This window comes from Falsiroseomonas ponticola (assembly GCF_016805305.1).
Taxonomy (GTDB): Bacteria; Pseudomonadota; Alphaproteobacteria; order Acetobacterales; family Acetobacteraceae; genus Falsiroseomonas; species Falsiroseomonas ponticola.
The window spans coordinates 217,585-231,220 of sequence record NZ_JAERQN010000007.1 but is presented as its reverse complement, the minus strand read 5'-3'; the positions used below and the strand labels follow the sequence as shown (position 1 = coordinate 231,220).

Sequence of the window (13,636 nt, the reverse complement as noted above, 5' to 3'; positions counted from 1 at the left end):
ATCCGGCGCGAAGCGGGCGGCGCCGGGTTGGATTGGGTGGGAGCCTCTACCCGCCCCGCGCCGCAGCGTCCAGCAGGGGGAGGCAACCGGTGCGCTCCCGGTTCGCCATCAGCCCACCGCGCCCTCCGGCGCGAAGCCATCCGGCTCCAGCACCACCACGGGCTCCCCATTGCCCAGCACGCCGACGCCGCCGATCCCCGGCAGCGCCGCCAGCGCCGGATGCAGCGGCCGCAGCAGCAAATCCGTCCGCCGCTGCACCGCGCCCACCGCCAGGCCGAAGGACCGGCCGCCCGACTTCACGATGACGATGGCGCCCGTGCCCCGCGCCTCCTCCGCCGGCAGGCCGAGCACAGCGGCCAGCGGCAGCACCTCGCAGCCCGGCGCCGCCGCGCCGTCCAGCACCGCCTCCACCCGCGCCGCCGGCAGGGCGTAGGGATGGCCGCCGACCTCCACCAGCAGCACGGGCTGCACCGCGGCAGTCAGCGGCAGGCGCAGCGTGAAGCTCGTCCCCTGCCCCGGCGCGCTCGCGATCTCCACCGTGCCCCCGGCGCGGCGGATTGCATCCTGCACCACATCCAGCCCGACGCCGCGGCCGGAGGTCTCCGTGATGGTCTCGGCGGTGGAGAAGCCGGGGCGGAAGAGCAGCGCATGCACCTCCTCCTCGCTCATCCGCGCCGCCTGCTCCTCGCTCACCAGGCCGCGGGCGATGGCGCGGGCCAGGACGCGGCCGCGATCGATGCCGCGGCCATCCTCGCTGACCCGCACCCGCACCTGGCCGGTACGGCGGGCGGCGGAAACGCGCAGCGTCGCGCGGCGCGGCTTGCCCGCGGCCTCCCGCTCCTCCGGCTTCTCGATCCCGTGGTCCACCGCATTGCGCGTCAGGTGCAGCAGCGGGTCAGCCAGCAGCTCGACCAGGCTGCGGTCGATGGTGACGTCCTCGCCCTCCATCACCAGCTCCACCTCCTTGGCGGAGGCCTGGGCGACGGCGCGGACCACGCGCGGCAGCCGCCCGAACAGCGTGCCGACCGGCACGACGCGCAGCTCCATCACCGAATCATCCAGCCGCCGCATCCCGACGGCCAGGCGGTTCTCCGCGCGCTCCAGCGCCTCCTGCACCTGCCGCAGCCGGCCGATGGCCTGGCCCAGTTCGCGGCCCGCGCCGCCGGCAAGCCGGCGTTCCAGCGCGCCGAGGCTGGCCAGCGCCTCCGTCATCCCGCCATCGGTCAGCGCCTCCGCCAGGGCGAGGGAGGCGGCGCGGACCTCGGCTTCCAGCGCGATGATCTGGTCGATCGTCTCCTGCCGCACGCGCAGCGTGACCGGCGCCGCCCGCATCGGCGGCTGGGCTTCCGGCGTGCCCGTCCCGGCCTCCACCGGCGCCAGGTCCAGCACCACGGCGCGGGCGGGATCGGCGGCGGTCAGGGCGCGCGACAGCGCATCGGCTTCCGCCGGGCCGGCCACCAGCATGTCGAGGTGGGGGGGGTTCGCGTCCAGCACGGTGCGGCTGGTCAGCACCTCCGCCTCCGCCGCCAGGGCGGCGGCCACGGCGGCCTCGGCTTCCGCCGGCACCCCGGTCGCCATGCGAAGGCGGTAGAGAACCCGCCCGCCCTCCAACGCCGCCAGCGCGCGGCGCCGCCCCTCCGCGCCCAGCAGCGGCGCGAAGACGGCGGGAATCCGGCCATCGGCCTGTTCGGGGCCGGGCCCCACCTCCTGCGCCTGGCGCAGGGCGTTGAGCCCGCCTTCCGCCGCGCTGCGCAGCCGGTCGGCGATGACCGGCCCCTGCGCCGCCAGCGTCGCGGCCGCGTCGGGGTCGCTCGCGCGGTCCGCCAGGTCCGCCAGCGCCAGCAGCAGGTGTTCCAGGCCCTCCAGCCCGAAGGCGGCGGCGACCTCCGCCGCGTCCTGCGCCGCGAGCATGGCCGCCGTCGCGTCGCCGCCCGCGGTCACCGCCTCCGCCTGCAGCGCCAGCGCGGCCAGGCGCGGGCCGAGCGCGGCCGATTCGGTGCCGGGCGCGCCGGCCAGGCGCTCGGCCCCGGCGGGCTCGCCGGCCTCGCCTTCCAGCAGCGCCAGCAGGCGCCGCAACCCGCCCAGCGCCGCCAGCGCCCCCGCGCCCCCGGCTTCAGCCGCCAGGCGGTCGAAGCCGGCGCCGAGGCGCCCGAGCCCGAGCATCCGCGCGGCATCGCCCAGGTCCGCGGCCTCCCGCAGCGCGTCCGGCCGCCGTTCCACCGCCAGCGCGGCCAAGAGGGGCGCGGCCTCCGCCGTGCGGGACGCCAGCGCGCCGAGCAGCGCCGCCGCCGGGCCCGGCGCGGGCGCGGCGGTGACGGCGGGCGCCGGCGCGGGCCGGGGCGGCGGGGGCGGCGCATTGCCATCCGCCAGGGCGCCGAGCCGCGCCAGCAGCTCCGCCGGGGCCGGCACGTCCTTGTGCTGGTCGATCACCACCGCGCGCTGGCGGCGCAGCACGTCCACCGCCGCCAGCAGCGCATCCGCGACCGCCCCTTCCACCGCCAGCTTCCCGTTGCGCGCCAGGCCGAGGATATCCTCCGCCCGGTGCGCCACGTTCTTCATGCCCGGCGCGCCCAGCGCATCCGACATGCCCTTCAGCGAATGGAAGGCGCGGAACAGCCGGTCCACCGCCGCGCGATCCGCCGCCGAGCCGCCTGCCAGGACGCGTTCGATGGCGTCGAGGTGTTCCTCCGACTCGCCCGCGAATTCCTGCCAGAGGCCGTCATCCTCGATCATCGGCCGCTCCGCGACCCGGGGATCATGGCGCGGCCTCCACCGGCAGCCCGGCCGCGCGGCGGGCGGTGCGGATCAGGGCCTCCCCCTGCCGCTGCTTCAGATCGGGGCTGAGGGCGCCGGACGGCTTGCCGACGATGCCCGCGACGCCGAGCCGCCTGGCCTCCACCGCCGTGGCCGAGCCCGGCCGCGCGGCGGAGGAGACGATGACGACCGCGCCGATCCCCTCCAGCGCCCAGCGCCGCATCACCCCGATGCCATCCAGTTCCGGCATCTCGATGTCCAGCATGGTCAGGTCGGGCCGGTATTCGCGAAGCGCGGCGAGGGCGCGGAGGCCGTCCGGCGCCTCTCCCACCACCTCGAAATCCGGGTCCGCGGCCAGCGTTTCCCGCACCAGGCGGCGCATCATGGCGCTGTCATCCACCACCAGCACCCGCCGCTTCGCCTGAACGGGCGCGGCGGGGGCGAAGGGCAGGTCGTGGCCGGCGATGGCGATGGCGGCGGCATGGGCGGCCAGCGCCATCGCATCGAAGGGCGGCTCCGCCAGCAGCGCGCGGAGCGAATCGAGGCCCAGCGCCTCCGCCATCGCCCGCAGCGAATCGGCGGCGCGCGCGGCCTCCGCCTCCTCCGCCGCGGCGGCCAGCCGCGCGCAGCCGGCCTGGAATTCCGGCGCGAAGGCCGCCAGCATCTCCGGGTCCAGCGCCGCCGGCCCTGCAGGCGGGGCGGGCGCGGGCTCCGCCGGCGGCGGCAGGTCCTCGCCCGCCGCCACGATCCGCGCGGCATGCGCCGACAGCACCGCCGCCAGGGCGCGGAGCCCGCCGGCATCGAAGGGGTCGAGCAGCGGCAGGGCCCGGTCCAGCAGCAGCTTCAGGGAAGCGAGCCCGGCCGCCCCCGCCAGCGCCCGCAGCCCATCCAGCGCCCGGCCGGCGGCCGCCCCATCGCCCGCCGCCGCCAGCCGGGCGCAGGCTTCCTCGAATTCCGGCGCCAGCGCATCCAGGATCTCCCGGTCGAGGCTCGGCGCCGGCGCTGCGGCCGGGGGTGCCGCCGGGGCCGCGGCCGGCACGGGCGCCACATCCGCCCCCGCCTCCGCCACCGCGCGGGCCTGGCGGGCCAGCGCTTCCGCCGCCTGGTGCAGCGCCGGCAGGTCGAGCGGATCGAGCGCCAGGCCCGCATCCTCCAGCATCCGCGTCAGCGATGGCGCGCCCAGCGCCGCGGCCATGGCGCGCAGCTGGTCGAGCGCGCGCTGCGCGGCAACGGCATCGCGCACCATCGCCAGGCGCACCGCCTCGGCCTCGAACTCCGGCACGAAGGCGTCCAGCATCTCCCGGTCGAGCGTCACGCGACCCGTTCCCGCGTCAGCGCCTGCACGCGGCGGCCGAGCCCCGCCGGGTCCGCGGTCTCCACCGCCAGGCCGGACTCGATGACCGCGCCGGGCATCCCGGCGACGACGCAGCTTGCCGGTGACTGGGCCAGCACGGGCATGCCCCTTTCCGTCATGGCACGGGCGCCCTGCTCCCCATCCCGCCCCATCCCGGTCAGCACCACGCCCAGCGCGCGGCGCGCGACCAGCGCGGCGGATTGGAACAGCAGGTCCACGGAAGGATGCACCGCCATCGGTCCGGAGGCGAGTCGAAGCGACAGGCCGCCCTCCCCGCCCGCCGCCCGGCGCGCCAGGTGCCCATCCGTCCCGCCCGGGATCACCGTGACCTCGCCCGGGATCAGCACCTGCCCCGCCCGGCCGACACCCACCGGCACGCCGGAAAGGCGCGCCAGGTGCTGCGCCAGGTCGGGCGCCAGGTCCGCCGGCATGTGCTGCGCCACGATGCAGGGCACCGGCAGCCGCCCCGCCGCCGCCAGGAAGGCCGCGAGCGCATCCGGCCCGCCGGTGGAGGCGCCGACGACGACGACGTCGCATCCACCCCCGGCCTTGACCACCCGCACCGGCCCCGCCGCCCGCGCCGTCGGCCGCACCGCCGCGCGCTGCCCCGCCCAGTGCCGCAGCCGGCTGCGCAGCTCCCGGTCCAGCATGCCGAGATCGACGCCGCCGAGGTCCCCATCCTTGCAGACGTAATCGACCGCGCCGCGGTCCAGCGCCGCCAGCGCGGTGGCCGATCCGTCGCGGGTATGGTGGCTGACCATCAGCACCGCCGGCGGGTCGGGCAGCGCCATCACGCGGCGCGTCGCCTCCAGCCCATCCAGCTTCGGCATTTCCACATCCATGGCGATGACGTCGGGGCGCAGCTTCGCGGCCTGCTCCACCCCGGCCTCGCCATCCGCGGCCTCGCCCACCACCTTCAGGTCGCCCTCGGCCTCGATGATCCGGCGCAGCGCCATGCGCATGAAGCCGCTGTCATCCACGACGAGGACGCGGATCAAGGGGCGGCCCCGAGCACGGCGGCGCGGCAGACCGGCAGCGGCGCGTCCTGGAATTCGGCGATGGCCGCCACCAGCCCATCCCCCGCCACGGCGGCGATCAGGCGTTCCGGGATGCGGCGCAGGCCCGTGACGACCGAAACCGCCAGCGCCACCGGCCGCGCCCCGGCCAGGCGCAGCAGCGGCGCCTCCGCCCCCGGCGCGGCCAGCACGGGGCCGAGGCCCAGCCGCTCCCCGGCATCCAGCACCGGCAGCACATCCCCCCGATGGGCGGTGACGCCGCGGAAGGCGGAAAGCCGTCCCTCCGGCGCCGGGCTCGGCGCGGTGGGCGGGATCACCGCCTGCACCTCCTCCACCGGCAGGGCGAAGGGCTGGCCGCCGGCGGCGCAGACCAGCAGGGCGCGGACGGGCTCCGGCACCGGCGGCGCCAGCACCTGGCCGAGCGGCGCCGCCGCCAGCTCCGGCATCGCGGCATCCAGGCGCTGCACCAGCGTCGCCTCGCCGGGCCGCGCCGGCTCGATCCGGTGGCAGGGCAGTCCGAGCCGCCTCCCGGCATGGCGGAACAGCACCAGCAGGCCGGGCGGCGGTCCTTCCGCCAGCGGCGCCGCCCCCACCCAGGCGGGGTCCAGCACCAGCACCGGGGCGCCGGCCGCGACCGCGTAGCCCAGCGCCGCCGGCCCCGCGCCGGGGGCGGGGCGCATCGCCGGCAGGGGCACCACCCGTTCCAGCGCCGCGAAGGGCAGCACCAGGCGCAGCCCGCCGATTTCCGCGGCCATCGCCACCAGCCGCGCGCGCCCCGCGCGGGCCGGCACCGCCCAGCCGCTGCCGGCCACCACATCCGCGACCGGCACCGGCCGCGCGGCGATGCGCGGCGCCGCCAGCGGCAGCGCGCCGGGTGGCGCCGCGTCCAGCAGCGCCTCCCCCACCACCACCAGGCGGCCGCCGGGGCCATCGATCACCACCCAGGCATCCCCGCCCGGCAGCCCGGCCTGGGCCGCCATCACCGGCAGCGCCTGGCCGCCGATCACGGCGATGCCCAGCAGCCCGGGGGCGGCGAGCGGCGCCGGGCGCAGGCGCTGCGCCGGCACCGGCTGCGCACCCTGGGGCAGCAGGAAGGCCTGCCCGCCGGCGACCAGCGCCTCAACCAAGGGCACCCTCCCGCCGCCAGATGCCGACCAGCTCCCGCGACCAGAGCCGCAGGCCGAGCCCCGGTGGCGGCGAATCGGTCGGGCCGAGCAGCAGCGCCCCGCCCGGCCGCAGCGCCGCGGCCAGCTGCCGCAGCACCGCCAGCCGCCCCTCCGCCGTCATGTAGATCAGCACGTTGCGGCAGAGGATCGCATCCGCGCTGCCCTCCGGCAGGCCGCAGCGCAGCAGGTTCTCCCGCCGGAAGCGCACGCCGGGCCGCAGCGCCGCCACCGGTTCGAACCACCCCTCCGCGATGTCGAGCAGCAGCCGGTCCTCCGCCCGCACTTCCCGCAGCGCGTCCGGCGGGCCGAGGCGGTAGCGCCCGGCCTCCGCCGCCTCCAGCGCCGGGCGGCAGACGTCGATGCCCAGCACCCGCCAGGGATGCCCCGATCGCGCGCCGAGGATCGCCAGGGTCCAGGCTTCCTCCCCCGTCGCGCAGCCCGCGGAGACGAAGGCCAGCGAGCGGCCCTCCGCCCCCCGCGCCAGCTCCGGCAGCACGATCTGGCGGAACTGGTCGAGCTGCGCGGAGGCGCGGAACATCCGCGTTTCCTGCACCGTCACCGCATCCAGCAGCGCCGCCCAGTCGGGATGGTCGAGCCCCGGCCGGTCCATCGGCACCCGCGCCACCAGCGCCGCCGCCCGGACCAGCCGGTTCATCAGCACGTCGGAGGCCGCGAAGCCCGCCAGGGCCTCAAGACGTTCCATCACCGCGCCGAAGGGCGGTGCGGCCAGGACCTGCGACCCGGGATCGGCCACGCCGTTCAGCCGGCCGCGTCCAGCACGGCCGTCAGCCGGTTCAGGCCGCCTTCCCGGCTGTAGCGCAGCGCCTTGGTCATCTGCTGCACGAAATGCACGCCGAGCCCGCCGATATCCCGGTCCTCCAGCGCCGCCTCGGTATCGGGGGCCGACCGGGCCAGCGGGTCGAAGGCGCGGCCGTCATCCTCCACGGTGGCGATGACCTCCTCCGCCTCCTGCCGCACGGTGACGGCGATGTAGGTGGCGCCGCCCTCCCCGCCGGTGCCGTGCATGGCGACATTGGCCGCCAGCTCCTCCACCACCACCGCCAGGCGATGCGCGGCCTTGGGGGACAGGCCCGCCTCCTCGGCGAAGCCTTCCAGCGCGTCGAGCAGACGCGGGACCTCCTCCGTATCGGGCGGGATGGTCAGGGCAAGCGGTTGCGGCACGTGAGGTGCTCTCTGGAAGCCGGTCACGGGAAGGTTAGCCGTGGCCGCGGCGCTTGTCGCGTCCCCCAAGCGGGGCGGGGCGCCGGGCCGGGCGTGGCCCCGGCATCAACGCGGAATCAAGGTTTACCGTCCATTGCTGGGTGCCGGACCCCGTCATGGAGCCTGCCTGATGGAAATGTTCGGGACCTTCGTGGCGGGGCTCGGCCTGTTCCTCGTCGGCATCAAGGGGCTCGGCACGCATCTGCAACTGCTGGCGGGCGGCCGCATGCGCCGCATGCTGGGCACCGCCACGCGCAGCGCGCCGCGCAGCGCCGCGCTCGGCGTCATGCTCGGCGCCCTGACGCAGAGCAGCAACGCCGCCACCTTCATCAGCACCTCCCTGGTCCAGGCCGGCATCCTGGCGCTGCCCCGCGCCATGCTGATCGTGGGCTTCGCGAATATCGGCACGGCGGGGCTGGTGCTGCTGGCCACCGTGGACCTGCACCTGGCCGCGCTGTGGCTGGTGGGCGTCGTCGGCTTCCTCAGCACCCGCAACCTGGGGCGGGCAAGCCCGCTCCGCCCGGCGCTCGGCGCGCTGCTCGGGCTGGCGCTGCTGTTCCTCGGCATCGACCTGATGAAGCTCGGCGCCACGCCGCTGCGGGACCTGGCGGCGGTGCGGGAGGTGCTGGCCGCGGCCTCCGGCGGCATCGCCGCGCTGGCGATCGCCTGCCTGGCCGGCGCCGTGGTCGCGATGGTGGCGCAATCCTCCTCCACTGTCACGATCCTGGCCCTGGCGATGCATGAGGCCGGGGTGCTCGACTTCGAACAGGCCCTGCTGGTCGCCTGCGGCGCCTCGGTCGGCTCCGGCCTTGCGGTGCTGCTGCTCTCCTCCGACCTGCGCGGCACAAGCCGCCGGCTGGCCATCTACCAGGCGCTGATCAAGGCGGCGGGCGCGGCCCTGTTCATCCTGCTGCTGGCGGTGGAGCATGCCTCCGGCCTGCCGCTGCTGCTCGGCCTCTCGGCCGTGGCGGAGGATCCGCAAACCCGCCTCGCCTGGCTGTTCCTGGCGCTGCAGCTCGTCTCCGCCCTGGCGCTGTCCCCCTTCGGCGCGGCGACCGAACGGCTGCTGGCGCGGCTGTCGCCCGAGACCCAGGCGGAGGCCCTGTCCCGCCCCCGCTACATCTATGAACAGGCGCTGGCGGAACCCGTCACGGCGCTCGATCTGGTGGCGCGCGAACAGCGGCGCCTGCTGAACCGGCTGCCGGTCCTGGCGGACCGGCTGCGCGCCGAACCGGAAGCGCCCGAAGCCCCCCAGGCCGCGATGCTGGAGGCGAGCGAGGCGCTGGAGGCGCGGATCGGCATCTTCCTGAAGGACATCCTGTCCCGCGGCTGCGGGCCGGAGCAACTGGACCGCGCCGTGGCGCTGGAAGCCGCGCTGGATGGCCTGCGCGCGCTGCGGGAGACGCTGGGCGAATTCAGCGAGGTCGCCGCCGGCATCGGCCCCGCGGAGGCCGCGACCCTGCTGCCGGTGATCCACCGGCTGGCGGAGGCGCTGCACCTGCTGCTGGGCGAACTGGCCGAGTTCGGCGGGGCGGGCGATGCGGAAAGCCTGGCGCTGCTCGGCACGCTGACGGCGGATCGCAGCGACATGATGGACGGGCTGCGCCGGCGCCTGGCGCGGGACGAGCCCAACCTGCCCTATGCCGCGCAGGACGTGCTGTTCCGCGCCACCTCCCTGTTCGAGCGCATGGTCTGGCTGACGCGCCGCCAGGCCCTGCTGCTGGCGCCCGCCCCCGGCTGAGGGCGCCGCGCCCTCAGCGGGAGAGGGCGCGCCAGACCCGCTCCGGCGTCAGCGGCATATCGATGTGATCGACGCCCAGCGCCTCGCACGCCGCGGAGACGATGGCGGGCGGCGCCCCGCAGGCGCCCCCCTCCCCGGCGCCCTTCACGCCGAGGTCGTTGATGGGCGTCGGCACGATGTTGAAGTCGATGGCGAGGTCCGGCAGGTCCTCCGCCCGCGGCATGGCGTAGTCCTGGAAGGTGGCGGTCAGGAACTGGCCGCTTTCGCTGTCATAGACCGCGTGTTCCAGCACCGCCTGGCCGAGCCCCTGTGCGATGCCGCCATGCGACTGGCCATGCACGAGCATGGGGTTGATGACGTTGCCGACGTCATCCACCGCGGCATAGCGATCGACGGTGAGGCGCCCCGTCTCCGGGTCGATCTCCACCTCCGCCACGTGGCAGCCATTCGGGAAGTTGCATTCGGTGCTGCGCTTGTAGAGGACCTGCTCGTCGAGGCCCGGCGCTTCGCCATCCGGCAGCTTCGCGGGATCGAGCGACGCCGCGACGACCTGCTTCCAGCTGACGGCCATGTCCGTGCCCGCGACGGTGAACTGGCCCGCCACCAGCTCGATATCGGCGACGCCGGCTTCCAGCAGATGCGCCGCGATGCGCCTGGCCTTGGCCAGCACCGCTTCCGAGGCGCGGGAGGAGGCGACACCGCCCATCTGGGAGGAGCGGGAGCCGCCGGTGCCGAAGCCCTGTTCGAGCTGGTCCGTATCGCCCTGGACCAGTTCCACATCCTCGAAGGGGATGCCGAGGCGGGCATGGACGATCTGCGCGAAGGCCGTCTCATGCCCCTGGCCGTGGCTGAAGGTGCCGACATGCAGCCGCGCCTTGCCTTCCGGCGTCATCACCACGCGCGCCCATTCCTGCGGCTGGCCGCCCGAGGCCTCCACGAAATAGCCGATGCCGATGCCGCGCTTCTTCCCCGCGGCTTCGGAGGCCGCCTTGCGCGCGGGATAGCCATCCCAATCCGCGAGCTTCAGCGCCATGGCCTGGGTGCCGCTGAAATCGCCGCTGTCCAGCACGTTGCCGACGCAATTCTTGTACGGCATCTGGTCGGCGCGGATGTAGTTGCGGCGGCGGATCTCATCCTTGCCGATGCCGAACTGCGCCGCGCCGATATCGAGCAGGCGCTCGATCGTATAGGCGATCTCCGGCCGCCCCGCGCCGCGATAGGCATCCGTCGGCACGGTGTTGGTGAAGGCGCAGCGCACCTGGAGGTTCACCGCCTGCAGGTCATAGACCGTGCCGGCGATGCGCGCGCCGGCGACGGTCGGGATGCGCGGCCCGAAGTCGAACAGGTAGGCGCCCATGGCCGCGATGCTGCGCACGCGCATGCCGAGCGCCTTGCCGTTCTCGTCGAAGGCCATCTCCGCCTTAGTGACGTGGTCGCGGCCATGCGGGTCGCTGACCATCGTCTCGCTGCGGTCGGAGCGCCACTTCACCGGCCGCCCCAGCCGCTTGGCCGCCCAGAGCACCAGCGCCGATTCCGGGAAATTCTTGCCGCGGAGCCCGAAGCCGCCGCCGACATCGCGGGAGATGACGCGCACCTTCTCCAGCGGCACCTTGAAGGCGTATTTCGCCAGCGACTCCCGCACCTTCATCGCACCCTGGCTCGGGCTGTGAAGCTCATAGCGCTCCCGCTCCGCATCCCAGCGGCCGATGGCGACGCGCGGCTCCATCGGGTTGCCGACCAGGCGGTTCTGCACGAGTTCGACGCGGGCGATCTTGTGCGCACGCTCGAAGGCCGCATCGGCCTCGGCTTCCCGGCCATTCGACCAATGGACGCAGAGATTGCTGCCGCGGTCCTCCCAGATCACCGGCGCGTCGTCATCCAGGGCGCGGGCGGTATCGGTGATGGCGGGCAGCGGCTCGTAGTCGATCTCGACCAGCTCGCAGGCATCCTGCGCCTGGGCCCGCGTCTCCGCGACCACGGCGACGACGAGGTCGCCGACGAAGCGCACGCGCTCGGTCTGCAGGATGGTGCGGGGCGGCGCGTAGAGCGGCGGCGTGCCATCCATCGGCGGCACCTCCACCATCACGGGGAAGAGGCCGATGCCATCGGCTTCCGCATCCTGCCCCGTCAGCACCGCCAGCACGCCGGGCGCGGCGCGCGCGGCATCAAGGTTGATGGAGACGATGCGCGCATGGGCGTGGGGCGAGCGCAGCACCGCCATATGCGCCTGGCCATCGACGTTGATGTCATCCGTGTAGGTGCCGCGACCCGTGAGGAGGCGCACATCCTCCTTCCGCCGCACGGGCTGGCCGATGCCGAACTGGTCGCCCACCATCTGGTCCATCGAACGTCTTCCCTCGTTATTGCTTAGTCGGTCGCGGCGACCGCGGCGGCCCCCTGCCCCGCGATGCGCCCCAGCGTGACGGCGCTCAGCAGGCCATTGCCGGAAAGGTAGCCGCCGGCCTCCGGCCCGGAAACGCCGCAGGCCGCACCGCCGGCGGCGAAGAGGTTGGGGAGGATGCCGCCGCCCGCAAGCCGCACGCGCGCACCTTCATCGACGACAAGCCCGCCCTGGCTGTGGAACAGCGCGCCGGTGACGCGCACCGCGCAGAGCGGCCCGGCGAGCGGCGCCACGCCCTGCCAGTTGCGGCCGAAGCCATCCGTGGCGCCGTCCCGCTTCAGGCGCGCGACCTCATCGAAGGTGGCCGGGAAGGCGTCCTCCGGCAGCTTCATCAGCCGCGCCAGTTCGGCGGGCGTCTCCGCGCTGATCACCGCGCCCTGCGCCTGCGCCTGCCGGAAATCCTCGAACTGCGCGGTGATGCCGGCGATGCGGCTGTCGAAGACATCCCAGGCGATGGAGCCGGGCTGGCCCATCACGGCCACGCCGGCTTCCGAATAGCCCGAGGATTCATTCCAGAAGCGCCGACCCTCGACGTTCACCTGGAAACCGCCTTCCATGATGACGGCCCAGCTGACGAGGATGCCCTGAGGATGCGCGACGGATCCGTGGCCCTGGTGGCCCGTCATGTCGCGAAGCTCCGCGCCGATCTGCTCGCCCCAGGCCAGCGCTTCGCCCTCATTCCCCGGATGGCCGAAATAGACGGCCTCCGCGAGCTCCGGGATGTACTTGCGGACGAGTTCCTTGTTGCCGGCATAGCCGCAGCAGGCCAGCACGATGGCCTTGGCGCCGATGCGCTCCTCGGTGCCATCAGGCCGCGTCGCGACCAGGCCGCGGAGCCGCCCGGACTGGTCCGCGACCAGCGTCGTCACGCGCGCTTCCGTCAGCAGCGGCACGCCCGCGGCCTCGGCCGCGCTGCGCAGCCGATCCACGAGTTCCGCCCCGCTCCGGCTCGGCAGGCCATGCATGCGGCGATGCGTGTGGCCGGGGTAGGAGAAGTCGTGCACGACGGAGAAGTCGAGCCCGTGGCGATCCGCCAGCCATTCGATGGCGCGGCCCGCATTCTCCGCCACCGTGCGCACCGTGGTCGGCTCGGCCTGGCCATGCGCCTTCTTCTGGATGTCGCGGGCGAAGGTCTCGACATCATCCTCGATGCCATGGGCACGCTGAAACCGCGTGCCCGCGGCGGGGATGAGGCCCGCGCTGAGGGAGGTGCTGCCGCGCGGCACCGGATCGCGTTCCAGCAGCAGCGGCTCCACCCCCGCATCAAGGCAGGAGAGAGCCGCCACCAGCCCCGCCGCGCCGGCGCCGATGATGGCGACGGGAACCTCGATCTCGAAGGCCGGATCGGCCTCGGTGACGACGCGGCCGATGCTCATGGCAGCTTCGCCAGTTCCTCGGCGATGGTGCTGATCTTCGCCACGGGGCGCAGCGCCTCGATCGCCGTCCGGTGCAACTCCTCCGTGAAGGCGGCGCAGGCGTCCTCCAGCACCGTCACCTCGAACTCCCGCACATGCGCGCCGCGCACCGTGGAAGCGACGCCACCATTCGTCACGATGCCGCTGACCAGCAGCTTGCGGATGCCCGCCTTGCGCAGCACCCATTCGAGGCGCGTCTGGTAGAAGGCGTCATAGCCCACCTTCTCGACGGGCAGGTCGGAGGGTGCGAGTTCCTCCACCACCTGATGCCCCCAGCCGCCCATGACGAAGTCGCCCTTCTTCAGGAACGGGCGCATCGCCTTGAGGTGCGGGTCGATCCAGGGCTCGCCGCCCTTGCCGGTGAAGAGCGTGAAATGGGTGGAGGCGATCCACCCGCCCTTCGCCCGCATCGCATCCGCCAGGGGTTTCAGGCGCGCCGGGATCGCTGCAATCGCCGCCGCCGTGTATCCGGCGCGGCCATAGGCGCCATTGGAATGAACGAAATCGTTCTGCAGGTCGCAGAGCAGCAGCGCGGTCTGGCTGATGGGGATCGCCGCCTCGGCCATCG

Annotated in this window: 10 protein-coding genes; 1 reads left to right on the top strand and 9 read right to left on the bottom strand. The window is 74.6% G+C overall.

Annotated features, from left to right (window positions below):
- Window positions 1-108: 108 nt before the first annotated feature.
- The 6 genes from JJI54_RS20560 to JJI54_RS20535 are packed head-to-tail and all read right to left on the bottom strand — an operon-like array spanning window position 109 to window position 7,472.
- On the bottom strand, window positions 109-2,733 hold the full coding sequence (locus JJI54_RS20560) for a chemotaxis protein CheA (RefSeq protein WP_203074933.1): 2,625 nt from the start codon (window positions 2,731-2,733) through the stop codon (window positions 109-111).
- Between the two features lie 22 nt (window positions 2,734-2,755).
- Window positions 2,756-4,069: a response regulator gene (locus JJI54_RS32990; protein ID WP_203074932.1), complete on the bottom strand. Its 1,314-nt coding sequence runs from the start codon at window positions 4,067-4,069 to the stop codon at window positions 2,756-2,758.
- Window positions 4,066-5,106 (bottom strand): chemotaxis protein CheB, encoded by a 1,041-nt coding sequence (locus JJI54_RS20550; protein WP_203074931.1) that lies wholly within the window; start codon window positions 5,104-5,106, stop codon window positions 4,066-4,068. Before JJI54_RS20550 ends, JJI54_RS32990 begins: the two co-directional genes overlap by 4 nt.
- A complete protein-coding gene (locus JJI54_RS20545; protein WP_203074930.1) occupies window positions 5,103-6,251 on the bottom strand; it encodes a chemotaxis protein CheW in 1,149 nt (382 codons plus the stop codon). Before JJI54_RS20545 ends, JJI54_RS20550 begins: the two co-directional genes overlap by 4 nt.
- Window positions 6,244-7,044, bottom strand: a complete 801-nt coding sequence (locus JJI54_RS32300; RefSeq protein WP_203074929.1) for a CheR family methyltransferase — start codon at window positions 7,042-7,044, stop codon at window positions 6,244-6,246. The genes JJI54_RS20545 and JJI54_RS32300 overlap by 8 nt, the downstream gene beginning before the upstream one ends.
- Before the next feature lie 5 nt (window positions 7,045-7,049).
- Window positions 7,050-7,472, bottom strand: coding sequence for an ATP-binding protein (locus tag JJI54_RS20535; protein ID WP_203074928.1), 423 nt, complete (start codon window positions 7,470-7,472; stop codon window positions 7,050-7,052).
- Between the two features lie 169 nt (window positions 7,473-7,641).
- On the opposite strand from JJI54_RS20535, the gene JJI54_RS20530 reads away from it, so the two are divergent.
- On the top strand, window positions 7,642-9,252 hold the full coding sequence (locus JJI54_RS20530; RefSeq protein WP_203074927.1) for a Na/Pi symporter: 1,611 nt from the start codon (window positions 7,642-7,644) through the stop codon (window positions 9,250-9,252).
- A gap of 13 nt (window positions 9,253-9,265) precedes the next feature.
- Here JJI54_RS20530 and JJI54_RS20525 read toward each other — a convergent pair whose 3' ends face one another.
- Genes JJI54_RS20525 through JJI54_RS20515 form a run of 3 tightly spaced genes read right to left on the bottom strand, consistent with a single transcriptional unit; the run spans window position 9,266 to window position 13,634 of the window.
- Window positions 9,266-11,596 carry a xanthine dehydrogenase family protein molybdopterin-binding subunit gene (locus tag JJI54_RS20525; protein ID WP_226381947.1) on the bottom strand — a complete coding sequence of 777 codons (2,331 nt, stop codon included), beginning with the start codon at window positions 11,594-11,596 and terminating at the stop codon, window positions 9,266-9,268.
- A 23-nt stretch (window positions 11,597-11,619) separates the two neighbouring features.
- Window positions 11,620-13,029, bottom strand: coding sequence for an FAD-dependent oxidoreductase (locus tag JJI54_RS20520; protein ID WP_203074926.1), 1,410 nt, complete (start codon window positions 13,027-13,029; stop codon window positions 11,620-11,622).
- Window positions 13,026-13,634, bottom strand: a complete 609-nt coding sequence (locus JJI54_RS20515) for a cysteine hydrolase (RefSeq protein WP_203074925.1) — start codon at window positions 13,632-13,634, stop codon at window positions 13,026-13,028. The genes JJI54_RS20520 and JJI54_RS20515 overlap by 4 nt, the downstream gene beginning before the upstream one ends.
- Window positions 13,635-13,636: the final 2 nt, after the last annotated feature.

Coding starts and splice junctions, on each gene's coding strand:
- JJI54_RS20560 (WP_203074933.1), bottom strand. CDS start 2,733: ATGATCGAGGATGACGGCCTCTGGCAGGAATTCGCGGGCGAGTCGGAG.
- JJI54_RS20520 (WP_203074926.1), bottom strand. CDS start 13,029: ATGAGCATCGGCCGCGTCGTCACCGAGGCCGATCCGGCCTTCGAGATC.
- JJI54_RS20515 (WP_203074925.1), bottom strand. CDS start 13,634: ATGGCCGAGGCGGCGATCCCCATCAGCCAGACCGCGCTGCTGCTCTGC.
- JJI54_RS20530 (WP_203074927.1), top strand. CDS start 7,642: ATGGAAATGTTCGGGACCTTCGTGGCGGGGCTCGGCCTGTTCCTCGTC.
- JJI54_RS20525 (WP_226381947.1), bottom strand. CDS start 11,596: ATGGACCAGATGGTGGGCGACCAGTTCGGCATCGGCCAGCCCGTGCGG.